Source organism: Streptomyces sp. NPDC051576 (assembly GCF_040681835.1).
Lineage (GTDB): Bacteria > Actinomycetota > Actinomycetes > Streptomycetales > Streptomycetaceae > Streptomyces.
In genome coordinates, this window is the sequence record NZ_JBFAZO010000001.1 from 1023720 (window position 1) to 1050176 (window position 26457).

Genomic DNA, 26457 nt, shown 5'->3' on the forward strand with positions numbered 1-26457 from the left:
GCGAGTTCAGCTCTTTTCAGAGCCTCACGCCTCGAACACCTCGCGCACCAACTGCTCCTGCTCAGCCTGGTGCCGCTTCGCGGAACCGACCGCGGGCGACGAGCTGTGCGGGCGGGAGATCCGCCGCAGCCGCTCGCCGTGCGGGACGTCCGCGCCGACCGCGAGGTCCAGGTGGTCGATCAGGTTGAGGGCGATGAACGGCCAGGCGCCCTGGTTGGCCGGCTCCTCCTGGGCCCACAGGTACTTCTCGACGTTCGGGTACTTGTTGACCTCCGCCTGGAGCTCGGCACCCGGCAGCGGGTACAGGCGCTCGACGCGGATGATCGCCACGTCCGTGGTGCCGCGCTTGGTGCGCTCGGCCTCCAGGTCGTAGTAGAGCTTGCCCGTGACGAAGACGACCTTGCGGACGGACGCGGGGTCCGTCACCGTCTCGTCGCCGATGACCGGACGGAACTGACCCGTCGTGAACTCCTCCGTCTTCGACGCGGCAGCCTTCAGGCGCAGCATCGACTTCGGGGTGAAGACCACCAGCGGCTTGTGGTGCGGGTTGTGCACCTGCCACCGCAGGAGGTGGAAGTAGTTCGACGGCAGGGTCGGCATCGCGACCGTCATGTTGTTCTGCGCGCAGAGCTGGAGGAAGCGCTCGACGCGGGCCGAGGAGTGGTCCGGGCCCTGGCCCTCGTAGCCGTGGGGGAGGAGGAGCGTCACACCGCTCGTCTGGCCCCACTTCTGTTCCGCCGCCGAGATGTACTCGTCGACCACGGACTGCGCGCCGTTGACGAAGTCGCCGAACTGCGCCTCCCACATCACCAGCGCGTCGGGGCGGGCCAGCGAGTAGCCGTACTCGAAGCCCATGACCGCGTACTCGGAGAGCAGCGAGTCGTAGACGTTGTAGCGGGCCTGGTCCTCGGAGAGGTACTGGAGCGGGGTGTAGTCCTCGCCCGTCTGGCGGTCGATGAGGACCGCGTGGCGCTGGCCGAAGGTGCCCCGGCGGGAGTCCTGGCCGGAGAGGCGCACCGGGGTGCCCTCAAGGAGCAGGGAGCCGATCGCGAGGGTCTCGCCCATGCCCCAGTCGATCGTGCCGTCCTCGACCATCGTCGCCCGGCGCTGGAGCTGGGGCAGCAGCCGCGGGTGGACGTGGAAGTGGTCGGGGATGTTGACCTGGGACTCGGCGATCCGCTTGACGACCTCCGAGGAGATCGCGGTGGAGACCGAGACCGGGAACTCGGCCTGCGGGTCCGACAGCGGGGCGGCGCCGGGCTGCGCGGTGGCCTCGCGGACCTCCGTGAAGACCTTCTCCAGCTGGCCCTGGTAGTCCTGGAGGGCCTGTTCGGCCTCTTCCAGGGTGATGTCGCCGCGACCGATGAGGGACTCGGTGTAGAGCTTGCGCACCGAGCGCTTCTTGTCGATCAGGTCGTACATCAGGGGCTGGGTGAAGGCCGGGTTGTCCGACTCGTTGTGACCGCGGCGGCGGTAGCAGATGAGGTCGATGACGACGTCCTTGTTGAACGCCTGGCGGAACTCGAAGGCCAGGCGAGCGACGCGGACGACGGCCTCGGGGTCGTCGCCGTTCACGTGGAAGATCGGGGCCTCGATCATGCGCGCCACGTCGGTGGCGTACATCGAGGAGCGCGACGACTCGGGAGCCGCCGTGAAGCCGACCTGGTTGTTGATGACGATGTGGACCGTGCCGCCGGTGCGGTAGCCGCGCAGCTGCGACATGTTGAGTGTCTCGGCCACCACGCCCTGGCCCGCGAAGGCCGCGTCACCGTGCAGGGCGACCGGCAGGACCGTGAAGTCCGTGCCGCCCTTGTTGATGATGTCCTGGCGGGCGCGGACGATGCCCTCGATGATCGGGTCGACCGTCTCCAGGTGGGACGGGTTCGCCGCGAGGGTGACCTTGATCTGCTCGCCGTCCAGGCCGGTGAAGGTGCCCTGAGCGCCCAGGTGGTACTTCACGTCGCCGGAGCCGTGCATCGACTTCGGGTCGAGGTTGCCCTCGAACTCACGGAAGATCTGGGCGTACGACTTGCCGACGATGTTCGCGAGGACGTTCAGGCGGCCTCGGTGGGCCATGCCGATGACGACCTCGTCGAGACGGGACTCCGCCGCCGAGTCGATCACCGCGTCGAGCAGCGGGATGACGGACTCGCCGCCCTCCAGGGAGAAGCGCTTCTGGCCGACGTACTTCGTCTGCAGGAAGGTCTCGAAGGCCTCCGCCGCGTTCAGCCGGCGCAGGATGCGCAGCTGCTCCTCGCGCTCCGGCTTGGAGTGCGAGCGCTCGATGCGGTCCTGGATCCACTTGCGCTGCTTGGGGTCCTGGATGTGCATGAACTCGATGCCGGTGGTGCGGCAGTAAGAGTCGCGCAGCACGCCGAGGATGTCGCGCAGCTTCATCAGGGACTTGCCGGCGAAGCCGCCGACCGCGAACTCCCGCTCCAGGTCCCACAGGGTGAGGCCGTGCTCGGTGATGTCCAGGTCGGGGTGCTTGCGCTGGCGGTACTCCAGCGGGTCGGTGTCGGCCATGACGTGGCCGCGGACCCGGTAGGAGTGGATCAGCTCGAAGACGCGGGCGGCCTTGGTGACGTCGTCGTCGTGGCTGGCGTCGATGTCCTTGAGCCAGCGGACCGGCTCGTAGGGGATGCGCAGCGCCTCGAAGATCTCGTCGAAGAAGCCGTTCTCACCGAGGAGGAGGTTGGCGACGATCCGCAGGAACTCGCCGGAGGCGGCGCCCTGGATGACCCGGTGGTCGTAGGTCGACGTGAGCGTCATGACCTTCGAGATGCCGAGCTTGTTCAGGGTGTCCTGGGAGGTGCCCTGGAACTCCGCCGGGTAGTCCATGGAGCCGACGCCCATGATGACCGACTGGCCGGGCATCAGGCGGGGGACGGAGTGGACCGTGCCGAGGCCGCCGGGGTTCGTCAGGGAGACCGTGACGCCGGTGAAGTCGTCCATCGTGAGCTTGCCCTCGCGGGCGCGGCGGACGATGTCCTCGTAGGCCTGCCAGAACTCGAAGAAGTTCAGCGTCTCGGCCTTCTTGATGCCGGCGACGACGAGCTGGCGGTCGCCGTTGGGCTTCACCAGGTCGATGGCGAGACCGAAGTTGACGTGCTCCGGCTTGACCAGGGTCGGCTTGCCGTCCTTCTCCTGGAAGGAGTAGTTCATCGACGGCATGGCCTTGATGGCCTGCACCATCGCGTAGCCGATGAGGTGGGTGAAGGAGATCTTCCCGCCCCGGGCGCGCTTCAGGTGGTTGTTGATGACGATGCGGTTGTCGAAGAGCAGCTTGACCGGGACCGCGCGCACGGACGTGGCCGTGGGCACCTCGATCGAGGCGTTCATGTTCTTCGCGACCGCGGCGGCGGGGCCGCGCAGCGTGACGAACTCGGGGCCACCGGGGGCCTCGGTCGCGGGCTCGGCCTGCTTCGGCTTCGCGGCCGGTGCCGGAGCGGCGGCCTTCGCGGGAGCCGGGGGGGCGACGGGAGCCGGTGCCGGGGCGGGCGCGGGTGCCGGGGCCGGAGCGGCGGCTGCGGGCGCCGGCGCGGGGACCGCCGGGGCAGCGGGCGCCGCGGGGGCGGCCGGGGCCGGTGTGGAGGTCGCTGCGGCCCCCGCGGCCGCAGTACCCGCCGAGGTCGGGGCGGTGGCTGCCGCGCCCGGCTTGTAGTCGGCGAAGAAGTCCCACCAGGCTCGGTCGACCGAGTTCGGATCCTGGAGGTACTGCTGATAGATCTCGTCGACGAGCCACTCGTTGGGACCGAACGCCGCCGCGGGATTCTTACCCGCGGCTTGGTCGGACTCGTTCGAGATGGTCGAGTTACTGGGGGACTGTGACGACACGGCGGCAACCGCCCTCTTCCGCTTCACAAGGTGATGGACAGCGGGAATTAAGGCTACGCCCCCATGACGGCCAAGGTCAGGTCGGGCCGGTGCATCGTCGCGTAAGTCACACCGGAAAGTGTGTTTCGGGGGCCGAAATGGCGGGAAACAAGCGTGGTTCCGCTGCAGAAGGGGCGCACGGAGGCGGGGAGGGCGCACGAAGGGCGCGGGCCTGTGCCTGATCACACGTGTCCGTCAGCGCGGACCGTCGTGGATCTTGGGGCTCCGGTTCGAACTTTACGTCAACTTGGCACGGATGACAGTCCCGGAAGAGTGACGATAATCCTGCAGCCACGGTCGGATTCGGCCACGCCGATCCGGCCGCCGTGCAGATCCACCGCCCAGCGGGCGATCGCCAGGCCGAGACCCGTACCGCCGTCGCTGCCGGGTCCGTGCGGGGAGCTCACCGCTCCCCGGTTGAACCGCTCGAAGATGTGCGCCCACTCCGCCTTCGGGATGCCGGGCCCCTCGTCCAGGACCTCCAGCTCCAGCGACTCCGGCAGCGAGCCGCGGCGCGCCTTGACCGTCACGCGCCCGTGCGCGGGGCTGTGCTTGACCGCGTTGTCGATCAGGTTGGCGACGACCTGGTGGATGCGCTCCGGGTCCGCGAGCGCGGTCAGCTCCGGCGGGGACACGTCCAGGTGTAGATGGACGTCCGTCCGCGTGTGACTGCCCGAGCCGGACGCGATGCCCGCGCGCAAGGAGGCCACCATGTTGGCCTCCTTGAGCACGCCCGAGAGATACGGCCACACCTCGAAGCGGCGCGTCTTCAGCGGTACGACGCCGTTGTCCAAGCGGGAGAGGTCCAGCAGCGTCTCGACCAGGCGCCCGAGGCGCTCGGTCTGCTTCAGCGCCGTACGCATGGTCTCCGGGTCGGCCGCCGAGACGCCGTCGACGACGTTCTCCAGGACGGCGCGCAGACCGGCGATGGGGGTGCGCAGCTCGTGCGAGACGTTCGCGACGAGTTCCTTGCGCTGGCGCTCCTGCGCCTCCAGCTCGTCGGCCATGACGTTGATCGTCTCGGCCAGGTCGCCCAGTTCGTCGCGGCGGTTCTCGCGCACCCGGCGGGTGTAGTCGCCGTGCGAGATGGACCGGGCCACCGCGTTCATCTCGTCCAGCGGCGCGGTGAGCGAATGGGCCACGAACTGCGTTATCAGCAGTGTGGCGATCATCGAGAAGACCGTGATGAAGCGCAGCTCCGTCGCGGTGCGCATGGCGATCATCATCAGCCCGGTGGTGATCAGCACTGCGATGACCACCAGCGCGCCCAGCTTGGTCTTGATCGAGAACGGGCGTACGCCGCCCCAGGGCTCCCCGGGGCTCCTCCGTGACGTCGGCCCGTCGCTCATGGCGTCGGTGTCTCCAGCGCGTACCCGACGCCGTGCACCGTGCGGATCCGCTCGGCGCCGATCTTCCGGCGCAGCGCCTTGATGTGGCTGTCCACGGTGCGGGTGCCGGAGGCGTCCGCCCAGTCCCACACCTCGGCGAGCAGCTGCTCGCGCGAGAGCACGGCACGCGGGGTGTTCGCCAGGCACACCAGAAGGTCGAACTCGGTGGGCGTCAGGTGCACGTCCTCGCTGCGTACCCGTACCCGGCGCTGCGCGTGGTCGATCTCCAGCTCGCCGAGGCGCAGGATGCCCGAGCGCGGGGTGGACGCGGCCACTACGGCACGCTCCACGCGGCGCAGCAGGACGTGCACCCGCGCCGCCAGCTCCCGCATCGAGAACGGCTTGGTCATGTAGTCGTCGGCGCCGACCCCGAGCCCGACCAGCATGTCGGTCTCGTCGTCGCGCGCGGTGAGCATCAGCACCGGCACCGGGCGGGCGGCCTGCACACGGCGGCAGACCTCCAGCCCGTCGAAGCCGGGCAGCATGATGTCGAGGATCAGCAGATCGGGCTGCCAGGCCTCGGCGGTGTCGACGGCCGAGGGCCCGTCGCCCGCGGTCTGCACGAGAAATCCCTCGGCGCGCAAACGGGCCGCGATGGCGTCGACGATTGTCGCATCGTCCTCGACCACGAGCACCCGGCGCTGTGCGCCCGGCGTGGCCGTGGCCGTGCCGTTGTGGGAGGTGTGTGTCTGCTCCATCGCCCGCCCCTGAAGTGTGCTTTCCGGAACCAGTGGGGTGATCCCATGACTGCGCTTGACGCTTGAATGATCTGCGTCAGGGAAGCAGGGTACGGGCAGTCACGGCGCCTTTGCTATCCAGGCCGGACGGCGAGGTGCACGACGTCGGGAACTCCTCGGGCAACGGGGATCTCTTCGGTACGCACCTGTTTGAACCCGGCATTCCATAAGGTTCGCTCAAATTCCGGAGAGGGCTGCGCCGACCATACGGCGAGTACCCCGCCGGGCCTCAACACCCTTGCGCAGCTTGCCAGTCCGGCTGGTGAGTAGAGGTTGTCGTTGCCTTCTGTGACGGTCCAGTCGGGGCCGTTGTCGATGTCGAGGCAGAGCGCGTCGAAAGTGGCGCATGTCTCATTGACGAATGCGACCAGGTCCGTTTTCAGAATCTCGGTCCGGGGGTCGGCCAGGGCGGACGCGGAGAGCGCGGACAGCGGTCCGCGGCGGTGCCATTCGACGATCGCGGGCTCGCGCTCCACGACCGTGATCCGGCCCCAGCGGGGATCGGCGGCGGCATGCGCGAGGGAGAAACCCACGCCCAACCCGCCGATCAGTACGTCCGGTTCGGGGCGCCCGTCGAGCGCGTCGTAGGCGGCGTCGACCAGCAGGCGCTCCGAGCGCCCGTCCGAGGTGTCCATCAGGAAGCAGCCGTTGGCGATGATCTGCAGCAACTCGCCGTGCCGGCGCAGCACCACCTCGCCGTAGGGGCCTTCGCGGCGGTCCAGGACGACGGGAGTGCCGTACGTGGTGGTCATGGAACCCATCCTGACAGTTTCACCGGAACGGGCAGCCGAATTAACCCTGGAGGGACGCCTCGGGCACACGGTGGCGGCGGACGCGTGCGGAAGCTCTCGGGTTGCTGTGAATCGGCTCTCGCGTGGCGTCGGTCATAGACAGCGACAGGTGGGACGACGAAGGGTGGGGCGATACGGAAGGAGCGCCTCGGCGTGGAACGGATCGCGACGGAGCCCGGACCGGATCCGGTGGTGGACTCAGCTCTGCTCGACGCGCTGCCCCGACAGCGGGAAGTGGCGCAGACGGCCGCGGAGTCGGGCCTGCCGGTCGCGGCCCCGGCGGCGGTGTCCGTCTCGGCGTCCACCCCCGCCGTTCCCCGTGAGCCACGGCTCCTGCCCGCCCTGCGCCAACTGCTGCCCACGCCCACCGGGATGCCGTTCACCTTCGGTTACGCGGTGTTGCTCGTCGTCACCTCGCTCGTCGCGCAGTACGCCGCTCCCGCGCTCGTGAACCAACTGCACCAGGCCTCCAGCACCGATGTCGCCCACCTCGTGCACGACCCGCTGCTGGTGCTGGTCGCCAGCGCGCTGTGGATCGTCGGCGGCATGCTGTCGCCGTACGCGATCCTCTTCCTGCTCGTGCTGACCGCGCTGGAGCGGCGGATCGGCGGGGTGCGGGCCGCCGGGGTGTTCCTCTTCGGGCACATCGTGGCCACGCTCGCGACCGAAGGGACCGTAGGGATCGCGGTGTTGGCCGGGCATCTGCCCGACAGCTCGCTGCACCGCCTCGACTACGGCATCAGCTTCGGCGTCGCCGCGAGCACAGGAGCGCTGGCCGGCCTGCTGCGGCCGTGGCTCGGCCTGCCGTTGATCGCGCTCTTCGGCTGGACGCTGGTCGAGGACCTGATCGAGTTCACCGACCCCATGACGAACTGGGGCCATCTGATCGCCCTGACGCTGGGCATCGCGACCTGGCCGCTGATACGGCGCCGGCAGCGGGCCGCGCGGCTCGCCGCGGCCTAACTCCCCGCCCGCCTGGCCGCGTTGAGCCCCTTCGCCAGCGCCGGAACACCAAGTCGCCGCTCCTCCTGGGCGGTCGCGGAGTGCAGCTTGTTGGTGAGCTGGTAGGGGTCGGCACGCAGGTCGTAGTACTCACGGAAGAGCACCTTGCCGTCGCCGTCCGTCGCCAGGCCGTTCTTGTCGAGCCGGGTGCGGTAGTACTCCGTGTACTGCTCGGACTTGCCGACATACGTCGCCCAGGTGTGGATCGGTTCCTTGTCCTGCCGGTTCCACCACCACTCGGCGAGGAGATGCTCCCGGTCGCCGGTGCCGAGCAGCGAGTGGCCGTCGTGCGGGGTGTCCGGGGTGATGCCGGCCGCGTCGAGGAGGGTGGGCGCGATGTCGACGTGACCGGTGAGACGGTCGTCGGAGGTGCCCTTGTTCAATCCCCGGGCCGGCCACGACAGTTGGAACGGCACCTCCAGACTCGGCCGGTACGGCACCGACTTGCGCAGCCAGCCGTGGTCGCCCCAGCACAGCCCGTGATCGCTGGTGTACAGCACGAGGGTGTTCTCCAACTGGCCGAGCGCCCGCAGCTTGTCCCGGAAGTCGCGCATCGCGTCGTCCACCGACAGCAGGGTCCTCAACTGGCGCTCGCGCAGGGCCTGTCCGGCGCGCAGACCGTGCTTCGCCGTGCGCAGGAACGCCGGCTTGTCGGCCTTGTCGGTCTCGAAGACGGACGGCCGGCCCGGCCACTCGGGGACGCGAGTGCCGGCGTACTTCTTCTCCGGGATGTTCAGTTCGTGCGCGCTGCGCGTGGCGACATAGGCGAACCACGGCCGGCGGTCCGTGCGCGAGCCCTCCAGGAAGGCGAGGGCGCGGTCCCTGATGACGGTGGTGTTGTAGCCGGGGATGTTCCGGACCGTTCCGCCGTCGTTGTAATGGCCGTTGTAGTACGCCACCGGCTCCTGGAGCAGCCACTCGTCGAAGTGCGGCGGGTTGTCGCCGGTGCGCCAGTAGTTCAGGTACTTGCCGAACAGGCCCGTGCGGTAACCGGAGTTGTGCAACTGTCGCTGCACGGTGGTGTGTTGGTCCAGGTGATAGGGATGGCGGGTGTCCAGGACGCCGTGGTTGTGCGCGTACCGGCCCGACATGATCGAGGCGCGGGAAGGTGCGCACAGCGGAGTGTTGGCGTGCGCCCGCTCGAAGGTGACGCCGTGGTCACCGAGCCAGTCGACGGTCTCCGGGGTCGCCCACTCGGTCTCCTTGGGCTGGTCGTCCGTGACGACGAGGAGGATGTTGGGCCGGTCGTCGCCGCGGGCGCGGGTGTGGGGCGTGGGGGAGGCCGAAGGGGCGGTGATGTGCCGCGCGGGCGTGGCGGGTTCGGCTGCCGGCGGTCGGCTCTTGTCGTCCTTCGCGGCCCGGACGGCCACCGGGATCGCCGCCGCCGTCGCCACCACGGCGGCCCCGGCCACGACCGTCCGCCTGCGCGGCCCACGCCGAGACTGCTCGTCGTTCATTTGATCCCCCATGTCCCCGTATGCACTGCCCGCATGCTGTGAATCAGCTTGCATTTTGCGGCAGTTGCCTGTGAATGCCGTTGCGGGGGTGTGGCGCGCGCCCTCGCCCTACTTCACCCGCACGATCTCCTGCTGCGGTGACCACACGTATGGCGTGGTCGTCGTGACCGCCCGGAATCCCAGCCGCTGAAGGATGGGCGCGCTGTCGTCGGAGGCGTCCACGTGCAGATAGCGCACTCCGCGGGCGGCGGCGAGGGCGGCCCGGGTGGCGACCAGGGCGCGGTAGATGCCCTTGCCGCGCCAGGCGGGGAGGGTGGAGCCGCCGAGCAGGTTGGCGAACTCCGTTTTCGGGCGGAAGGCCAGCCAGGCCGAGCAGACCAGCTCGTCCCCCGCCTCGACGACGTAGACGGCCATCTCGTCCGGAGCGGCGGCGATCCGGCCCAGCAGGTCGGCCACCAGCCAGTCGAGGTCCATGTCCCAGACGGCCGACTGTAGGGCCCCGAGCCGCCGCAGATCCGCCTCGGAGTCGACCTGGCGGATCGTGACACCCTCCGGCAGCACAGGCTGCGCCGCGGCCATCTCCTCGGCCCGCCCGACGAGCACCGTCGCCCGCTCCTCGGGCACGAAGCCCGCGGCACGCAGCCGCTCCGGAATATCGGCCGGTACGTCATGGGACCGGGTCTTCCACTCCACGCTCTCCCCGCGCGCCGCGAAGAAGTCCCGCTGCCGGACGATCAGTTCGTCGAGTGCCGCCCCCCCGCACCCCGAGATCGCGCGGCCCGCTCACGAAACCCCGGAAGTTCCCGACCACCCGCAGCAGCGGCCCGTCCTTCTCGTACGTCACTCCGACGGGCGGAATGGGCGGGTTGGCGCGCAGCTGGTCGTCGTAGGCGGAGCGGAGGGCGAGGGCCTGCGTGTCTGTTTCCGTCACGGGGAGACGGTACGGAGTGTGTGGGGTGGGGCAACCGATTATCGGCGCGGCACCTCGTCGAAGGGCATCCCTCCGGGAAGCTCCCACCCCCGTTCCGCGTTCACCTGCGATGAGGCAGCCATCGCCCCCTGATCGCTCACGGCGAACACCCCCCGGGGAACAATCGAAGGCGTACAAGCATTGAGTCGGCATAGCTCAACTTGACTGCCTAAGGGGAGATCATGGCTTCGACGTCCACACCGCTCACCCTGCCCGTGCTGCCGCTCGACGACGAGGTCGTGCTGCCCGGAATGGTGGTTCCGCTGGACCTGAACGACACCGATGTACGCGCCGCCGTGGAGGCCGCCCAGGCCGCCGCGCGGTCCGAGCCCGGAAAGCCCAAGGTCCTGCTGGTGCCACGCATCGACGGGACGTACGCGAGCACGGGTGTGCTCGGCACGATCGAGCAGGTCGGCCGGCTGGCCGACGGGGACCCGGGTGCGCTGATCCGCGGCCGTAGCCGCGTGCAGATCGGCGCCGGGACCACCGGCCCGGGTGCCGCACTGTGGGTGGAGGGCACCGCGCTCGACGAGAGCCTGCCCGAACCGTTGCCCGGCTCGGTGACCGAGCTGGTGAAGGAGTACAAGGCGCTGGCCACCGCGTGGCTGCGCAAGCGGGGGGCCTGGCAGGTCGTCGACCGCGTACAGGCGATCGATGACGTATCCACGCTCGCCGACAATTCCGGTTACTCGCCCTTCCTGACCACCGAGCAGAAGATCGAGCTGCTGGAGACCGCCGACCCGGTGGCCCGCCTCAAGCTCGCCACCCAGCATCTGCGCGACCACCTCGCCGAACAGGATGTCGCCGAGACCATCGCCAAGGACGTGCAGGAAGGCGTCGACAAGCAGCAGCGCGAGTTCCTGCTCCGCCGCCAGCTCGAAGCCGTCCGCAAGGAGCTGCGCGAGCTGAACGGCGACGCGACCGAGGGCGAGGAGTCCGACGACTACCGGGCCCGGGTCGAGGCCGCCGATCTTCCCGAGAAGGTCCGCGAGGCCGCGCTCAAGGAGGTCGAGAAGCTGGAGCGGTCCTCCGACCAGTCGCCCGAGGGGTCGTGGATCCGCACCTGGCTGGACACCGTCCTCGAACTACCTTGGAACGAGAGGACCCAGGACGAGTACGACATCCAGGGCGCCAAGGCGATCCTGGACGCCGAGCACGCCGGCCTGGAGGACGTGAAGGAACGCATCACCGAGTACCTGGCCGTGCGCAAGCGGCGCGCGGAGCGGGGCCTGGGTGTCGTGGGCGGCCGGCGCGGCGGTGCCGTACTGGCCCTCGTCGGGCCGCCCGGCGTCGGCAAGACCTCGCTCGGTGAGTCCGTCGCGCACGCGATGGGACGGAAGTTCGTCCGGGTCGCGCTCGGCGGCGTCCGGGACGAGGCGGAGATCCGCGGTCACCGGCGTACGTACGTCGGTGCGCTGCCCGGCCGGGTCGTCCGTGCCATCAAGGAGGCCGGGTCCATGAACCCGGTGGTCCTGCTGGACGAGATCGACAAGGTGGGGTCCGACTACCGGGGCGACCCGGCGGCCGCCCTGCTCGAAGTCCTCGACCCCGCGCAGAACCACACCTTCCGCGACCACTACCTGGAGGTCGAACTCGACCTGTCCGACGTCGTGTTCCTCGCGACGGCGAACGTCCTGGAGGCCATCCCGGAGGCGCTGCTCGACCGGATGGAACTGGTCCGGCTGGACGGCTACACCGAGGACGAGAAGGTCGTCATCGCCCGTGACCACCTGCTCCCGCGTCAACTGGAGCGGGCGGGGCTCAAGGACGACGAGGTCGTCATCGACGAGAGCGCGCTGCGCAAGCTCGCCGGTGAGTACACCCGCGAGGCGGGCGTCCGCACCCTGGAGCGCTCGGTCGCCCGGCTGCTGCGCAAGATCGCCGCACAGCACGAACTGGGCGAGCGGGAACTGCCGTTCACCGTCACGGACGCCGACCTGCGCGCCCTGATCGGTCGGCCGCACCACGTGCCCGAGTCCGCCCAGGACCCGGCGGAGCGCCGTACGGCGGTCCCCGGTGTCGCCACCGGACTCGCGGTGACGGGAGCGGGCGGTGACGTGTTGTTCGTCGAGGCGTCGCTGGCCGACCCGGAGACGGGCGCGGCGGGTCTGACCCTCACCGGTCAGCTCGGTGACGTGATGAAGGAGAGCGCGCAGATCGCCCTGTCGTTCCTGCGCTCGCACGGCGCCGAACTGGAGCTGCCGGTCGGCGACTTGAAGGACCGGGGCGTGCACATCCACTTCCCGGCGGGCTCGGTGCCCAAGGACGGCCCGAGCGCGGGCGTCACGATGACGACGGCCCTGGCGTCACTGCTCAGCGGCCGACTGGTCCGTACGGACGTGGCGATGACCGGTGAGGTCTCGCTGACCGGTCGGGTCCTGCCGATCGGCGGCGTGAAGCAGAAGCTGCTCGCCGCGCACCAGGCCGGGGTCACCACGGTGATCATCCCGAAGCGCAACGAGCCCGACCTGGACGACGTCCCGGCCGAGGTCCTGGACAAGCTCGACGTCCACGCGGTGACGGACGTCCGCCAGGTCCTGGAGCTGGCGCTGGCACCGGCGACGAACGGCGCGGCGACGGAGGTTCCGGTGGCGGCGTGACGGACGCCACCGGTAATGGGCGGCCCCCGGTGCGGAGTTGAGACTCCGTGGCGGGGGCCGTTTCCGGTTTTTGAGTGCCTTGATATCTCGATATGGGAAACGGGGCTCTGACGGGGGCTCAGGTGGGAAGACTGGGGGCTCGTGCTGGTTGTGAGGGGGCGGGGGAGCGGTATGTCGGGGGACGGTATGGGAGAGCAGGACGCCGAGGTGGCAGAGCGCATCGGGAGTGCGGCGGGCACGGGGATCTTGGATCTGAGTGCCATGGACCTGTTCGCGGTGCCCAGCGGCGTCAGGGGACTTACCGGGCTCTTCACACTCGACCTGAGCCAGAATCGGCTGACGGAACTGCCGGACTGGATCGGTGAACTCACCGGGCTGCGCCACCTACAGCTCGACTACAACAGGATCACCGAGCTGCCTTCGTCGTTCGGGAACCTCACCCAGTTGAACAGGTTGGACATGGACAACAACGGGCTGACGGAGGTGCCGGACTGGATCGGCCGCCTCCGGCAGCTCGAAACCCTCTACCTCGACGGCAACGCACTGACAGGGCTGCCCGAGTCGTGCGGTGACCTTTCCTCGCTCAGGAAACTCCACCTGTCCGGCAACAGGTTGACGGAGCTACCGCGACCGATCCTCGCGCTGCCCGGACTCGAGATCCTCGACATCGCCTACAACAGGATGAGCGATCTGCCTGACGTGCTCGGGCATATGGGCCTCTCAGTGTTGAGGGTCCACGGCAGTCCCCTCGCTGGCCTGCCTCCCGAAGTGGTCTCCGACGCTACGTCCACCCTCCTGGCCTTCCTCCGCGAACGCTCCATCGCCCCCACCCCCCAGTGGTCCTCCAAGATCGTGGTCGTGGGTGAGGGTCGGGCCGGAAAGACCTCTCTACTCAAGGCCGTTCGGGGTGAGCCCTTCGACCGGAACGAGAACAGCACCCACGGGCTAAGCGTCGGTGACCTGTGCTTCCCGCACCCCGCTCCCGAACATGCCGATGTCACCATGAACCTGGCGACCTGGGACTTCGGCGGCCAGGAGATCTACCACGCGACTCACCAGTTCTTCCTCACCGACCGCTCGCTGTTCGTGCTGGTCTGGGACGCCCAGGTCGGCTGGGAGGCCAGCAAGCTCTACTACTGGCTGGACATGATCAAGGCGAGGGCTCCCCGTGCGCCGGTCGTGCTGGTGGCGACGCATCTCGGCCCACGCCCGGCGGAGTTGCCGCTGGCCGAACTGCACGCGGCGTACCCCGGGATGATCGTGGACTCGCTCGCCGCGGACAGCGAGACGCACGTGGGCATCGACGAGGTCGTCGCGTGTCTGGCCCGGGAGGCCGCGCGGCTCCCGCTGATGGGCGTGCGCTGGCCCGATAGCTGGCTGCGTGCCTCGGAGGCGGTCCGGGCCGACCAGCGCAACCACGTCACCCCGGCCGCGCTGGGCGAGCTGCTTGCCGCGCACGGCGTCACCGACCCTACCCACCAGCAGGGGTTGCGGGCCGCCCTGCACAGCCTGGGGGACATCCTCGCCTACACCGACGATCCCGAGCTCGAGGACATCGTCGTACTGCGTCCGCAGTGGGTGACCGACTACATCAGCAAGGTGCTGGACTCGCACGAAGTGCGGGACGGGAACGGCCTGTTCACCAAGCGGCACCAGGCGCACCTGTGGCGGGAACTCGACCCGGGCCTGCGTCGGCACTTCGTCGCGATGATGGAGCACTTCGACCTCTCCTACCGGACCGAGGACGGCGTCAACAGCCTCGTGGTGGAGCGGCTGCCGCTGGACCCGCCCGATTACGAGGAGACCTGGGCCGGCGCCGCGCGGGCACATGGGCGCGAACTCAGGCTCCGCTACCGCCTCCACACCGTTCCGCCCGGCATCCCCACCTGGTTCATCGCCCGTGAGCACCGCTTCACGGCGGACATCCACTGGCGCACGGGCGCGCTGTTGCGCCAGACCGGCCCGGAGGGCGAGCACCTCGCGCTCATCGTCGTGGACCGCCTGGCGAGGACCGCAGAACTGCGGGTGCGCGGCCCCTATCCGCCGGACTTCTTCGCCGTGCTCAAGGAGGGCTTCGAGCAGACCCTCCAGCGCTACCCCGGTCTGGAGATCAACCGGCTGGTGCCCTGTCCCGGGACGTTGCCCGACGGAACGGAGTGCACCCACGAGTTCTCCCACGAGCAGTTGAAGGACCGTCTCACCCGAACTCCGCCGCTGGAGAAGGTCGAGTGCCCGGTCGACTACGACCATCACGACGTACGGCTGCTTCTCCAGGGCATCGAGTCACCCTCCGCCGACCGCTCCGCGGAACTGGCCCAGGAGACCAAGGAGGCGGTCCAGGCTCTGCAGACGCTGGTCGAGCGGCAGGACCAGGCACAGGCGGAGGGCAGGCGCGACCTTCTGGAGGAGCTGCGGCAGGCGAAGGCACAGCGGCTCGCCATCGCGGCGGAGCAGCAGCGGGTCGCGCTCGCCACCTGGCGCGGCAGCGTGTACGAGGTGCGCTGTCCCACCCTTCTCTCCGTCACCCGGGTGACACGACGTCGTGCCCTCGGACTGCTCCCCGGTGCGGTCCTGCAACTCCGCCTGTACTGCGAGGCACCCGGAGCCTGGCATCCCGCGCCGGGTCACGATCCGTACGAGGTCCGGGCCACGTCGGAGACGACGGCGGAGCTGATTCCGTACGCCCGCACCGTGCTGAAGGTGCTCCGCTACGCCGTTCCCGTGGCCGGTGCCGTACTCGATGTGGCGGCCGACGATCTCAACAACCGGCTCAAGGACGACATCGCGCTGATGAAGGCCCTCGTCGAGGTGGGCCAGAATCTGGGTGAGCCGGACGGCCTCCCTGTGCCTCGCTTTCAACTGGGCGAATGGGACTCGGAGTTCCGCACCATGTACGCCCTCCTGACCAAGCTCGACCCCGACCACCACTGGGCCGGCCTCAACAAGGTCGTGACACCGGAGGGCGACACCCTCTGGCTCTGCGAGCAGCACGCCCGCCCGTTCCAGCCCGCCCGGCCCCAACTCCCGCCCGCGACCTAACCGTTGGCGAGCGCCACCACCCGGTCCAGCGCCCCGTTGAACACGTCGTGGTCCCCGACCGTCGGCCCGGACGACGTGTACTGCCACATCGTGTAGTACGACCACCCGGCCGGCAGCGTCCCCGGGGCCGAGGCGTAGCGCGCGATCCACAGGGGACTGGTGGACGCGAAGCCGCCGTAGTTGCCCGTGCAGGCCGTCCACCAGCTCGTGGCCGTGTAGATCACGGCGTCGCGGCCGGTGCGGGACTTGTACGTGGCGAGGAAGTCGGCGATCCAACTGACCATCGCCGCCGCCGACTTGCCGTAGCAGGACGCGCCGTACGGGTTCCACTCGATGTCGAGGACACCGGGGAGGGTCCGGCCGTCCTTGGACCAGCCGCCGCCGTGGTCGACGAAGTAGTTGGCCTGGGTGGCGCCGCTCGTCGTGTCCGGGGTCGCGAAGTGGTACGCGCCGCGGATCATGCCGACGGAGTAGGAGCCGTTGTACTGCTGGGTGAAGTAGGGGTTCGTGTAGTACGTCCCCTCGGTGGCTTTCGTGTAGGCCCATCTGACCCCGCTGCTCCACAGGGTCGACCAGGCGACGTTGCCCTGGTAGCCGCTGACGTCGACGCCCTCCGTCTGGGCGGCGAGGGAGGCGGGGGAGCCGCCCTGGCCGTCGTGGGCCAGGACGCCGATGCCCATGTAGGCGGAGCCGCGGGCCGGGACGGTGGTGGCCGCGGTCGCCGGGAGGGCGGGCAGGAGGGTGAGCGCGGCGAGCAGGAGAGTGCAGACGGCGAGGTGCCTGAGTCGTGGCGTGCCGGGTCTGTGCACGGGCATGGCGTGCCTCCGAGAGGGGGGAAGGTCGTGCAGGGATGGCGTGGGCATGCCGAGAATCGCCTGGTGGAAGACGCTACGCACCGGCAACACCGGGTGGGAAGGGGGTCCGGGGGACGCCGTTGGTCTAGCCCTGCGAAATACTGGCGGAGCTGCGGCGATGACGGTGTTCGGCGGAAACTTTCACGATCGGGAAAGCTGGCCATGGGTGCTGATGTGCACAAGGACGAGGACAGAGGCGACGACGGGTCCCACGACGACGCGCTTCCGGACCAGGAATACCTGTCCCTGGAGCGCGAGTTGACGTTCCTCTTCCGTCGGGCCCGGGCCAACCAGGGCGAGATGGCCCGCGAGGTCCACCCCGACCTGGAGTCCGCCGCGTACGGCCTGCTGGTCCGGCTGGAGGAGTACGGCCGGCAGCGGGCCACCGAGCTGGCCGCCTACATCGGCGTCGGCAAGGCCACCATGTCCCGCCAACTGCGCGCCCTGGAGGAGCTGGGCCTGATCGCCCGCGAGCCCGACCCGGCGGACGGCCGCGCCTGGCTGGTCGACCTCACCGACGAGGGCCGCCGCCGCGTCACCCATGTCCGCGAGGCCAGACGGGGCCGCTACTTCACCCAGCTCTCCCACTGGGACCGCCGGGAGGTCGCCGAACTCGCCCGGCTGCTGCGCCAGTTGAACGGCGTGATGGAGAAGTAACATCGCGCAGCGCGAGAGGCCCCCGCAACGGGCGCTCCGGTCGTTACCCTGGCGACCGTTGGGGGACGGGGGCGATGGGCATGACTGGGGTGGTCAGGCGGTACGGCAGGGTGCTCGGGGGCGCGGTGCTGGTCGCGGCGGCCACCGCGCTGGCCACCGCCATGGTGGGCGTCTGGATCACCCCGGACAACGGACCGGCTCCGTCGACTCCCGAGAGCCGCCCCTCGGCGGAGAGCAGTGCCACGCCGGGACCGTGACGCGGCGGTACCGCCGGGCCGGCCCCGTCACAGCTCCACGAACACCACCGTCGCGTCGTCGTGCGTCTTGCTCCGCCGCAGATACGTCCGGGTCTCCTCGTCGGCCCGCTCCAGTGCCCGGACGCGGGTCACCAGTTCCGACGGCCCCTGCTTGCGGACGAGGGTGAAGCAGTCCGCCCAGTCGCCTTCGTGGAACTTCTCCACCCAGCGCGTCGCCCCGTCCGTCAGGGCGGCGAGGGCGCGTACGCCGTCGCGCGGGAGGGAGCCCGTCACCGCCCGTGCCGCCACCGAGGGATCCGCGGCCGCCGTGAAGAAGCCGCCCTCCTTGTTACGCACCGTGGTGTCGACGAGGGCGTCCGTCGCCAGGGCGGCCCGGGGCAGGCGGGAAAGGCGGTCGTCGAGTACGGCGGTCACCTCGCCGGCGGGGGATTCGAGGAGCAGGGCCGAGTCCGAGAGGACCAGGTATTCGATCTCCCGCGCGGACCAGCGGGCCAGCACCACCGTTGCCTGAGGGGTGCGTGGGTGAGAAAGGTCACAGGTGGTGGAGTGGGCCTCGGATGTTCGGAGGATCGCCCGGGAGAGAATCTCCGCCAGGGTCAGATCCCGGGCGGAAACGGTCAGTTCGGTCAGCGCGCCGCCGAGCCGCGCGGTGAACCAGGGGACCGAATGCAGACAGCCCGTCTCCCCTCGGGGCGGGGTCACACCGTCCAGGACGATCAGCGAACCGCCCTGACCCGAGGCCGGAAGGCCGACGCTCGCGAAGTCCTCGTTGGGGCGGGCCCGGTCGCCGGGTTCCGACACAAGTTCCGTACGCATTCGGCCAGTCTGCACGACCTCTTCACAGGGCCCGCAAAAGCTTGGAACTCATTGCCGAATCGGTGCAGTCGTGCAGGTCAGACGACTGGTTTGGGATGGAATGGATCACTCCGGGAATGCGTGGCGGCGAATCCTGCCAAAGCATGTCGCTCACGTCCAACCGGCGCGGCGTACCGATCAGTAGGGCAGGCCGCCGGAACTTGCCCGCCAACTCCCGTCCGGGGTTCACTCCTTCGGGTGGCGGGCCGGACGATGCGCGACCACTGCCCACCGGCACTGGGAGGGTCGCCGTACCGGGATGACGGAGCGTCACCCGGCCCCATGGGTACCACGAGTCAGGAATGCGAGCACCGGTGCAGAAAAAGCGGCCTCGGCGCCCAGGCAAGCAGACGGCCCCTCAGGGGGGCGCCACCGGTGCCGCCACGCCCGACCCCGCGGGCCAGGGGCGCAGCACCCACGTACGCAACCGGCTCATCGTCGCCGTGGCGGTCGTGGCCGCCGCCATCGCCGCGGCCGGTGTCCCCTCGCTGATCACCGCCTCGGGACAACTGAGCGACTCCCAGGACCTGGTGACGCTCGCCGGGCAGACCCAGGACGCCCTGTCGCTGGCCCACTCGCTCGCCGACGAGCGGGACGAGGTCACCTCGTACATCGCCGCCGGCCGCCCCAAGTCCCAGGCGCCCGACGAGGACCGCAGCGCCCGTGTCGACCGGCAGGTCGAGGAACTCCGCGCCGACACCGACACGCCCGCCGCGCTGCGCTCGGACCTCGACGACGTCGCCGCCGTACGACGGGCCGCGCTCACCGGCAAGAGCAGCGCCCTTGAGACGCACGACGCCTACTCCGGCGCCATCACCGAACTGCACCGGCTCGCGGAGCAGTTGGCGGAGAAGACGCCGCCGCGCGCGGGCGCCGGCGCCTACGCGCTCGCCGAACTCGACGCGGCCGTCCAGCAGGCCGCCGCCGCCCGCGGACTGCTCCTCGCCGCCCTGAACGTGCCGACGACCACCGAGACGGTCATCAGCCAGACCACCGGCCTCCCGGTCACCGAGACCACCTCCACGGACGCCCAGACCAAGCAGCGCGACGCGCTGAGCGCCGCCGCCCAGCAGGCCCGGCTGCGCTCCGACGCGGCGCTCGCCGACTTCCGCGAGACCGCGACGAAGGCGGCCGTCGAGGGCTACGACTCCACGGTCACCGGACCCGAGGTCAACTCCGCCCAGAAGTACCTCACCTCCCTCACCGACCAACCCACGCTGTCCGACAGCGAGTTGGACACCAGCACCAAGAAGGTCGACGCGGCGCTCTCCGCCCGGGTCGACCTGATGCGCGGCGAGGAGTCCGCGCTGTACGTGGACCGCGGCAAGGACCTCGCCCAGCTCCGCGACGACGACGTCAGCGCGCTGGAGCTGCGCATCGCGATCCTCGGCGCCCTCATGCTGCTCGCCGTCGGCATCGCCACCGCCATGGCCCGCACCCTGACCCGCCCGCTGTCGGTGCTGCGCCGGGGCTCGGCACGGCTGGCCGGCGCCGAGGACCCGGCGGCCGAGGAAGCCATCAAGTTCACCGGCCGCAACGACGAGTTCGCCCAGGTCGTCCGCTCGGTCAACTCCCTGCACGCGCACGCCGCCGCCCTCCACGAACGCATCGCCACCCTGGAGGCCGACCGCAAGCACCTGGTCGGCCAGCGCCAGAAGATGGCCGACGCCCGCGAGGAACTCCGCGCCGAAGTCACCGACTCCGCGACCCAGTTGGAGCGCCTGCGCAGCAGCATCGGTGGCACCTTCGTCAACCTCGCGCTGCGCACCCTCGGCCTGGTGGAACGCCAACTCGCCGTCATCGAGGGCCTGGAGGAGCGCGAGCAGGACCCCGAGCGGCTCTCCACCCTCTTCAAGCTCGACCACTTCGCCACGGTCATGCGCCGGCACAGCGAGAACCTCCTGGTCCTCGCCGGCACCGAACACGTGCAGCAGCACGCGGGCCCGGTCCCGCTCGTCGACGTCGTCCGCGCGGCCGTCAGCGAGATCGAGCGCTACGAACGCGTCCGCATCTCCGCGCTCCCGCCGCACGCCCATGTGGCCGGCTTCGCCGCCGACGACCTGAGCCATCTGCTGGCCGAACTCATGGAGAACGCCACGTCGTTCTCCCCGCCGGACACTCCCGTCGAGATCTCCGGCTGGCTCCTGGAGAACGGCGAGGTCATGCTCTCCGTCCAGGACGAGGGCATCGGCATGACCGTCAGCCGCATGGACAGCCTGAACACCCGCCTCGCCGAGTTCGACCCGGACTCCCCCTACGACCAGGAGGGCGAGGAGGGCCTCGGCCTCGGCCTGTACGTGGTGGCCCGGCTGGCCCACCGCCTCGGCGTCCGCGTCCAGCTCCGCGACCAGAAGCAGGGCGGCATCGCGGCCGTCGTGGTCCTCCCGGGCCCACTGCTGGCCACGGCCCCCACGTCGGCGGTCCCCTCGTCCGCACCGGTGAGTGGCGACACGCACTCCTACTCCCTGCCGGGCGCGGACGCGGAGGTCAACTCCAATGTCCTGTACGGCCGTTCGGAGCACGCGGACCCGCTGGTAGCCCTCGCGGAGCAGGCGGTGAGGGACACCCCGGAGGCCCCCGAGACTCCGGAGACCCCGGACATCGTGGCGACCCCGGCGACTCCGGAATCCCCCGAGACGCCGGCGGAGACGACGATGGAACTCCTGCTGCCCCTGGCGGCGGAGGATCCGAAGGCCGCCGAGGGTGAAGCCGAGGCAGAGCACACCCGGGCCGACGAGGAACCGGTGACGGCCAAGGGCCTCCCCAAGCGCACCCCCAAGATCACCCAGCCCGCCCAGGCCCCGCGCCAGCGGACCGGCACCGTGGACGCCGACGCGCTGCGCCGCAGACTGGGCGGCTTCCGCGCGGGCGCCTCCGCCGGCTACCGGGACGTAGAAGCGGAGATCGCCGAACGGACCGGTCAGAACCCGGTCCCGGCACCGCGCAGTGAGACCGCACGATCCGAGGAACTCACGGGGGGCACCGTCGAGGAGGCAAGCAGTTGACCGCGCCCAGTACCTTCGGACTGAGCAGTGAAGCCCGCAACCTGCACTGGCTGCTGAGCAACCTCGTCGAGGAGGTGCCCGGCATCCAGTCGGTCGCGGTCGTCTCCTCCGACGGCCTGCTGCTCCTCTCCTCCGATCCGGGGAGGAACACGGAAGCCAGGGAGGCGCTCGAAACCACGCGCTCCACCCCGCGCGGCTCCTCCGCGGACCTCGCCACCATCGTCTCCGGCATCGGCAGCCTCACCATCGGCGCCGCCAAGCTGATGGACTCCGGCCCGGTGAAGCACACGATGGTCGCGATGGAGGAGGGCAGCCTCTTCGTGATGTCGATCAGCGACGGTTCGCTGCTCGGTGTGCACGGCTCCGCGGACTGCGACATGAGCGTCGTGGCGTACCACATGGCGCTCTTCGTGGGCCGGGCCGGCCATGTGCTGACGCCCGAACTCCGCAGCGAGCTACGGAAATCCCTCGAAGACGCGTCGACGGGGAGCGCCCGATGAGCAGCAGGCCCGACAAGCTCCCGGTGCGCGGCGGCGACCGCAAACCCGCCCGCGTCCGCCCTTACTCGCTCACCGGCGGCCGTACCCGCTTCGGCCATGTGCTCCTCGTGGAGACCTTCGTGGCGGCGCTCGAGGCCCCGGAGGAACGCAAGGAGCTGACGAACGGTTCGCTGGAGACCCGGGTCATGCCGGAGATGCGGGCCATCGTCGAACTCTGCCGCCGGATGCGCACGGTGGCCGAGATCGCCGCGCTGCTGAGGATGCCGCTCGGTGTGGTCCGCGTGCTTCTGAGCGATCTCGCGGACCAGGGAAAGATCCGTGTGTACGGAACCGGAACCGCTCACGGTACGGGCCGTCCTGACCGCGCTCTGCTGGAAAAGGTGCTGAGTGGACTCCGTCGTCTCTGACGCCGCCGCCTACGGCGTCTCCCCGCTCCTCAATGACGAGGAGCAACTGCGGCCCTGGCAGACGGACCGCACCCGCGCGCCCGTCGCCACGAAGATCGTGGTGGCCGGCGGCTTCGGCGCAGGCAAGACCACCCTGGTCGGTGCCGTCTCCGAGATCGAGCCCCTCCAGACGGAGGCGCTGATGACCGAGGCCAGCGAGGAGACCGACGACCTCACGGCCACCCCGGGCAAGATGACCACCACCGTCGCCATGGACTACGGGCGGCTGACCCTCGACGACGACCTGGTGCTGTACCTGTTCGGCACGCCGGGCCAGCAGCGGTTCTGGTTCATGTGGGACGACCTGGTGCGCGGCGCGATCGGCGCCGTGGTGCTGGCCGACACCCGCCGCCTCAAGGACTGTTTCCCCGCGCTGGACTACTTCGAGAGCTGCGGGCTGCCGTACATCGTCGCGGTCAACCACTTCGTCGGCAGCGAGCGGTTCGACCCGGAGGACGTGCGGGAGGCACTGACGATCCCCGCGCACGTACCTGTCATGATCATGGATGCGCGACGGCGGATTTCGGCCATCGAGACCCTGCTCGCGCTCGTCGGCCACGCGCTGGACGTCACCCCCGAGTAGTCCCCGAGCAGTCGCGACCAAGGAGCCACCACCCGTATGCGGAAGATACTCGTCGTCGGAGCCGGCCAGTCCGGTCTCCAGCTCGCCCTCGGACTCCAGTCGCACGGGTACGAGGTCACCCTGATGTCCAACCGGACCGCGGACGAGATCCGCTCCGGGCGGGTCATGTCGACGCAGTGCATGTTCGACACGGCCCTCGGGCACGAGCGCGAGCTCCAGGTGAACTTCTGGGAGTCCCAGGCGCCGAAGATCGAGGGCCTCGGTGTCTCGGTCGCGGCCCCCGGCTCGCACGACCCGGGCCCGACGCAGCGCGCGATCGACTGGGTGGGCAGGCTCGACGGATACGCGCAGTCGGTCGACCAGCGGGTCAAGATGGCCGGCTGGATGGAGACCTTCGCCCAGCGCGGCGGCCAACTGGTCATCCACGGCGCGGCCGTCGGCGACCTCGACTACTTCTCCCGTACGTACGACCTCGTCCTCGTCTCGGCCGGCAAGGGCGAGCTGGTCTCCATGTTCGCCCGCGACCCGGAGCGCTCCCCGTACACCGAGCCGCAGCGCGCCCTCGCCGTCTCCTACGTCCACGGTCTGGGCCCGCGCCCCGAGCACCCGGAGTTCGACGCGGTCCGCTGCAACCTGGTGCCCGGAGTGGGCGAGTTGTTCGTCATGCCGACCCTCACCACCTCGGGCCGCGCCGACATCCTCTTCTGGGAGGGCATACCCGGCGGCCCCCTCGACGTCTTCAACGGCGTCAAGGACCCGGCGGAACACCTCTCCCTGACCCTGGACCTCATGGAGAAGTTCACGCCCTGGGAGTACGACCGGGCGCGGAACGTCGAACTGACCGACGCGGGCGGCACGTTGGCCGGCCGCTACGCACCCACCGTCCGCAACCCCGTGGGACAGCTCCCCGGCGGCGGGCTCGTCCTCGGCGTCGCGGACGTCGTCGTGGCCAACGACCCGATCACCGGTCAGGGCTCCAACTCGGCCTCCAAGTGCGCGGCTTCGTATCTCGCCTCGATCCTCGACCACGGGGACAAGGAGTTCGACGGCGACTGGATGCGGGCCACCTTCGAGCGGTACTGGGACACCGCGCGCCACGTCACCAAGTGGACCAACGCGATGCTCGCCCCGCCGCCGGAGCACATCCTCAACCTCATCGGCGCGGCAGGCCAGTTGCAGCCGGTCGCGGACCGCTTCGCCAACGCCTTCGACGACCCGGCCGACTTCGAGAACTTCTTCTACGAGCCGGAGAAGACGGCCGCCTACCTCGGACCGGTCGCCGGAGCGTAGCCGGACCGGTCCGGGCGCACCGCCCCGAGGATCGGGTAGGACGCGATCGGCGACACCTGGACCTTCTCGCCGGTGCGCGGGGCCTGGACGATCTTTCCGTCGCCCAGGTACATCGCCACATGGGTCGCCTCGGGGAAGTAGACGACCAGGTCACCGGGGCGCAGCTCGTTCAGCGGGACCCTGGGCAGCTCGGCCCACTGCTCCTGACTCGTCCTCGGGATCGGGGTGCCCGCGTGGCCCCAGGCCTCGGAGGTCAGCCCGGAGCAGTCGTACGTCTTCGGGCCCTCCGCTCCCCACTCGTACGGCTTGCCCATCTGCTGTACGGCGTAGCGGAGGGCCCGGTCGCCGGCGCGCGAGGGTTCGCGGTCGTCGTCGCCCAGGGCGCCCGAAGTGACCAGTTTCCGCTGGGCCTTGTCGACGTCGGTCTTCTCGAACGCGGCCAGCGCGGTGAGTTGCCCGGGGCTGAGAGAGGTGAGGAGCTTCTCGACGTCGGCGAGGCGCTTGCGCACGTCGTCGCGGTCCTTCTTCTGCCGTGCTGCCAGGGTGAGTTGACCGTCCAGGGCCTTGCGGGCCGCGCGCGCGAGTCCGTCGCTCTTCTTCTCGCTGCCGACCAGCCGGCCCACCGTCTCGGCCCGCTCCCGCGCCACCTGCCCGATCACATGGCCCTCGTCGAGCGCGTGCTGCGGATCGCGGGCGAGCAGCAGCCGTACGTACGGGGAGAGCGCGGTGCTGTTCTGGTACTGCTCCCGGGCCAGCCGTCCGGCGGCGCCCCGGCTGTCGTGCAGGGTGAGGCGGGCGCGGGCCAGCGCGGAGTCGAGCCGGTCGACCTCGGCGCGCTGCTTCTTCAACTTCTCCTCGGTGGCGTTGTACGTCTCCGTGGCCTGCTCGGCGTCCCGGTACAGGGTCTGAAGGTCCGTCAGCAGCTCGGCCACGGGCCGCTGTCCGGGTGCCTGCGGATCGGGTACGGCGGCGGCGGGCAGCGGTGCGAGGACGGTCCCGGCCGCCATCGTCGCCGTACAGACCAGACGCAGAAGCCTTCCTGACACGTCATCACCTCCGGTGCGCGGCGGCCTTTCCGCCCCGTACCGTGAGCATCAGTCGCGGCCGCCGGGTCCGCGCGCCGAGTGTGCGCGGTTCGGCGCAACCCGGTCACCCGTGGGTGTCGTCCGGCTTGCCGCCCGGCGTGGCGTCCGGCTTGGACCACGGCCAGCGCAGGGTGCCGCCACTCCTGCCTTCCGGGTCGTACTCGTACTTCCAGCCCTTGGGCAGACCGAGCCGTTTGCTGTGGGCCCTGGGCACCCGGCGGTACACGAGCACCGTGGGCGGACCGCCGGCCGCGTCGGGGACCGGGATGCGGTAGGTCTTCGGCGGGTTCCCGGTCGGGCCGACCAGTACCGGCAGGGAGCGCCCGTCCATGGGGCCGCCCTCGAACGGGGTGTCTTCGCTCTTCACGCCACCAGTGTCAGCCATCCGCCGCGAGGCCCCGGACCAGCGCGGCGGTCTGCGGGTCGCGCCGGGCCGTCACCGAGAGCACCGCCGCGAACTGTTCGACCAGCCAGTCCCGCAGCTCGTCGAGGGGCGGCTGCTTGTCCTCGTCGAGCCAGATCAGCGAGGCGGCTTCCACGGCCGTGATCCACATCCGTACGGTCATCCGCAGCCGCGGTCCGGGTTCGGCGACGCCGAGATGGCTGAGGATGTGCACGGCGGCGGCCCGGCGGACCCCGTCCACGATGGCCGTCGTACGGGAGGTCTCCACGACGCTCCCGCCCTGGAGCAGTGCGCTGAACCCGGCGTCGTGCTGGTCGACGAAGCCGAGGTAGCGGTCGAGGGCGCGGGCGAGCCGGGGGAGGAGCGGGCCCTCACGGGGTTCGTCGAAGCACTGCTGGAGTTCCTCGGCGGCGGAGCGCAGGGCGGCTTCGTAGAGCTGCTGCTTGCCGCCGGGGAAGTACCGGTACACCAGGGGCCGGGAGACACCGGCCGCCTCCGCCACGTCGTCGAGGGAGACGTCCTCGGGGGCGCGGTGGGCGAAGAGGGTGAGGGCGGCGTCGAGGAGCTGGGTCCGCCGCTCCTCCACGTTCAGGCGGCGGTAGGCGGGGGTCGCGGCCGGGGTCATGAAGGGCAGCGTAGCCGTGCGGGTCCGGGACGGGCCC

Annotated in this window: 20 protein-coding genes and 1 pseudogene; 10 read left to right on the forward strand and 11 right to left on the reverse strand. The window is 70.2% G+C overall.

The features are described from left to right. Nucleotides 1–24: 24 nt before the first annotated feature. From AB0M63_RS04865 to AB0M63_RS04880, 4 genes are all read right to left on the reverse strand, one after another. Nucleotides 25–3837, reverse strand: coding sequence for a multifunctional oxoglutarate decarboxylase/oxoglutarate dehydrogenase thiamine pyrophosphate-binding subunit/dihydrolipoyllysine-residue succinyltransferase subunit (locus tag AB0M63_RS04865; RefSeq protein ID WP_366018368.1), 3813 nt, complete (start codon nt 3835–3837; stop codon nt 25–27). Between the two features lie 281 nt (nt 3838–4118). Continuing rightward, complete coding sequence (locus tag AB0M63_RS04870) at nt 4119–5225, reverse strand: ATP-binding protein (protein ID WP_355911855.1); 1107 nt, start codon at nt 5223–5225, stop codon at nt 4119–4121. After that, nucleotides 5222–5962: a response regulator transcription factor gene (locus AB0M63_RS04875; RefSeq protein ID WP_019075191.1), complete on the reverse strand. Its 741-nt coding sequence runs from the start codon at nt 5960–5962 to the stop codon at nt 5222–5224. Before AB0M63_RS04875 ends, AB0M63_RS04870 begins: the two co-directional genes overlap by 4 nt. A gap of 113 nt (nt 5963–6075) precedes the next feature. Continuing rightward, nucleotides 6076–6753: a spermidine synthase gene (locus AB0M63_RS04880; protein WP_366018369.1), complete on the reverse strand. Its 678-nt coding sequence runs from the start codon at nt 6751–6753 to the stop codon at nt 6076–6078. A gap of 192 nt (nt 6754–6945) precedes the next feature. On the opposite strand from AB0M63_RS04880, the gene AB0M63_RS04885 reads away from it, so the two are divergent. After that, entirely contained in the window at nt 6946–7755 is an 810-nt protein-coding gene (locus tag AB0M63_RS04885; protein WP_366018370.1) for a rhomboid-like protein, read from the forward strand. On the opposite strand, the gene AB0M63_RS04890 is transcribed toward AB0M63_RS04885, so the two are convergent. Together AB0M63_RS04890 and AB0M63_RS04895 are read right to left on the reverse strand one after the other, a co-directional pair. Next, a complete protein-coding gene (locus AB0M63_RS04890) occupies nt 7752–9251 on the reverse strand; it encodes a sulfatase (RefSeq protein WP_366018371.1) in 1500 nt (499 codons plus the stop codon). The two genes, AB0M63_RS04885 and AB0M63_RS04890, sit on opposite strands and share 4 nt — an antisense overlap. 108 nt (nt 9252–9359) lie before the next feature. Continuing rightward, nucleotides 9360–10182: pseudogene (locus AB0M63_RS04895) on the reverse strand (GNAT family N-acetyltransferase). Between the two features lie 221 nt (nt 10183–10403). On the opposite strand from AB0M63_RS04895, the gene lon reads away from it, so the two are divergent. Together lon and AB0M63_RS04905 are read left to right on the forward strand one after the other, a co-directional pair. Further along, complete coding sequence (gene lon, locus AB0M63_RS04900) at nt 10404–12821, forward strand: endopeptidase La (protein WP_355911870.1); 2418 nt, start codon at nt 10404–10406, stop codon at nt 12819–12821. A 186-nt stretch (nt 12822–13007) separates the two neighbouring features. Next, nucleotides 13008–15860: a COR domain-containing protein gene (locus tag AB0M63_RS04905; protein WP_366018372.1), complete on the forward strand. Its 2853-nt coding sequence runs from the start codon at nt 13008–13010 to the stop codon at nt 15858–15860. Here the strand turns inward: AB0M63_RS04905 and AB0M63_RS04910 are convergent. Further along, a complete protein-coding gene (locus tag AB0M63_RS04910; RefSeq protein WP_366018373.1) occupies nt 15857–16675 on the reverse strand; it encodes a lysozyme in 819 nt (272 codons plus the stop codon). The two genes, AB0M63_RS04905 and AB0M63_RS04910, sit on opposite strands and share 4 nt — an antisense overlap. A gap of 201 nt (nt 16676–16876) precedes the next feature. Between AB0M63_RS04910 and AB0M63_RS04915 the strand changes: the two genes are divergently transcribed. Together AB0M63_RS04915 and AB0M63_RS04920 are read left to right on the forward strand one after the other, a co-directional pair. Next, nucleotides 16877–17371, forward strand: coding sequence for a MarR family transcriptional regulator (locus AB0M63_RS04915; RefSeq protein ID WP_366018374.1), 495 nt, complete (start codon nt 16877–16879; stop codon nt 17369–17371). A gap of 74 nt (nt 17372–17445) precedes the next feature. Then, nucleotides 17446–17628, forward strand: coding sequence for a hypothetical protein (locus tag AB0M63_RS04920; protein WP_366018375.1), 183 nt, complete (start codon nt 17446–17448; stop codon nt 17626–17628). A gap of 27 nt (nt 17629–17655) precedes the next feature. Here AB0M63_RS04920 and AB0M63_RS04925 read toward each other — a convergent pair whose 3' ends face one another. Continuing rightward, nucleotides 17656–18444 (reverse strand): protein phosphatase 2C domain-containing protein, encoded by a 789-nt coding sequence (locus tag AB0M63_RS04925; RefSeq protein WP_355911884.1) that lies wholly within the window; start codon nt 18442–18444, stop codon nt 17656–17658. 353 nt (nt 18445–18797) lie between these two features. On the opposite strand from AB0M63_RS04925, the gene AB0M63_RS04930 reads away from it, so the two are divergent. Genes AB0M63_RS04930 through AB0M63_RS04950 form a run of 5 tightly spaced genes read left to right on the forward strand, consistent with a single transcriptional unit; the run spans nt 18798 to nt 24307 of the window. After that, on the forward strand, nt 18798–21488 hold the full coding sequence (locus tag AB0M63_RS04930; RefSeq protein ID WP_366018376.1) for a nitrate- and nitrite sensing domain-containing protein: 2691 nt from the start codon (nt 18798–18800) through the stop codon (nt 21486–21488). Further along, entirely contained in the window at nt 21485–21988 is a 504-nt protein-coding gene (locus AB0M63_RS04935) for a roadblock/LC7 domain-containing protein (RefSeq protein WP_355911890.1), read from the forward strand. The genes AB0M63_RS04930 and AB0M63_RS04935 overlap by 4 nt, the downstream gene beginning before the upstream one ends. Continuing rightward, complete coding sequence (locus AB0M63_RS04940; protein ID WP_366018377.1) at nt 21985–22395, forward strand: DUF742 domain-containing protein; 411 nt, start codon at nt 21985–21987, stop codon at nt 22393–22395. The genes AB0M63_RS04935 and AB0M63_RS04940 overlap by 4 nt, the downstream gene beginning before the upstream one ends. Continuing rightward, entirely contained in the window at nt 22376–23017 is a 642-nt protein-coding gene (locus AB0M63_RS04945) for an ATP/GTP-binding protein (RefSeq protein ID WP_355911896.1), read from the forward strand. The genes AB0M63_RS04940 and AB0M63_RS04945 overlap by 20 nt, the downstream gene beginning before the upstream one ends. 36 nt (nt 23018–23053) lie before the next feature. Beyond that, entirely contained in the window at nt 23054–24307 is a 1254-nt protein-coding gene (locus AB0M63_RS04950; protein ID WP_366018378.1) for a styrene monooxygenase/indole monooxygenase family protein, read from the forward strand. Here the strand turns inward: AB0M63_RS04950 and AB0M63_RS04955 are convergent. The 3 genes from AB0M63_RS04955 to AB0M63_RS04965 form a co-directional block, all read right to left on the reverse strand. Continuing rightward, entirely contained in the window at nt 24280–25314 is a 1035-nt protein-coding gene (locus AB0M63_RS04955; RefSeq protein ID WP_366018534.1) for a C40 family peptidase, read from the reverse strand. The genes AB0M63_RS04950 and AB0M63_RS04955 overlap by 28 nt on opposite strands. 142 nt (nt 25315–25456) lie before the next feature. Then, a complete protein-coding gene (locus AB0M63_RS04960) occupies nt 25457–25777 on the reverse strand; it encodes a hypothetical protein (RefSeq protein ID WP_355911902.1) in 321 nt (106 codons plus the stop codon). Beyond that, complete coding sequence (locus tag AB0M63_RS04965) at nt 25770–26420, reverse strand: helix-turn-helix domain-containing protein (protein WP_355911905.1); 651 nt, start codon at nt 26418–26420, stop codon at nt 25770–25772. Before AB0M63_RS04965 ends, AB0M63_RS04960 begins: the two co-directional genes overlap by 8 nt. Nucleotides 26421–26457 lie beyond the last annotated feature (37 nt).

What these genes read in the sequence shown, in the direction of transcription:
- AB0M63_RS04915 (WP_366018374.1), top strand. Translation starts at nt 16,877, where the DNA reads ATGGGTGCTGATGTGCACAAGGACGAGGACAGAGGCGACGACGGGTCC.
- AB0M63_RS04925 (WP_355911884.1), bottom strand. Translation starts at nt 18,444, where the DNA reads ATGCGTACGGAACTTGTGTCGGAACCCGGCGACCGGGCCCGCCCCAAC.
- AB0M63_RS04960 (WP_355911902.1), bottom strand. Translation starts at nt 25,777, where the DNA reads ATGGCTGACACTGGTGGCGTGAAGAGCGAAGACACCCCGTTCGAGGGC.
- AB0M63_RS04910 (WP_366018373.1), bottom strand. Translation starts at nt 16,675, where the DNA reads ATGCCCGTGCACAGACCCGGCACGCCACGACTCAGGCACCTCGCCGTC.
- AB0M63_RS04870 (WP_355911855.1), bottom strand. Translation starts at nt 5,225, where the DNA reads ATGAGCGACGGGCCGACGTCACGGAGGAGCCCCGGGGAGCCCTGGGGC.
- AB0M63_RS04965 (WP_355911905.1), bottom strand. Translation starts at nt 26,420, where the DNA reads ATGACCCCGGCCGCGACCCCCGCCTACCGCCGCCTGAACGTGGAGGAG.
- AB0M63_RS04890 (WP_366018371.1), bottom strand. Translation starts at nt 9,251, where the DNA reads ATGAACGACGAGCAGTCTCGGCGTGGGCCGCGCAGGCGGACGGTCGTG.
- lon (WP_355911870.1), top strand. Translation starts at nt 10,404, where the DNA reads ATGGCTTCGACGTCCACACCGCTCACCCTGCCCGTGCTGCCGCTCGAC.
- AB0M63_RS04880 (WP_366018369.1), bottom strand. Translation starts at nt 6,753, where the DNA reads ATGACCACCACGTACGGCACTCCCGTCGTCCTGGACCGCCGCGAAGGC.
- AB0M63_RS04905 (WP_366018372.1), top strand. Translation starts at nt 13,008, where the DNA reads ATGGGAGAGCAGGACGCCGAGGTGGCAGAGCGCATCGGGAGTGCGGCG.
- AB0M63_RS04940 (WP_366018377.1), top strand. Translation starts at nt 21,985, where the DNA reads ATGAGCAGCAGGCCCGACAAGCTCCCGGTGCGCGGCGGCGACCGCAAA.
- AB0M63_RS04950 (WP_366018378.1), top strand. Translation starts at nt 23,054, where the DNA reads ATGCGGAAGATACTCGTCGTCGGAGCCGGCCAGTCCGGTCTCCAGCTC.
- AB0M63_RS04920 (WP_366018375.1), top strand. Translation starts at nt 17,446, where the DNA reads ATGGGCATGACTGGGGTGGTCAGGCGGTACGGCAGGGTGCTCGGGGGC.
- AB0M63_RS04875 (WP_019075191.1), bottom strand. Translation starts at nt 5,962, where the DNA reads ATGGAGCAGACACACACCTCCCACAACGGCACGGCCACGGCCACGCCG.
- AB0M63_RS04955 (WP_366018534.1), bottom strand. Translation starts at nt 25,314, where the DNA reads ATGGCGGCCGGGACCGTCCTCGCACCGCTGCCCGCCGCCGCCGTACCC.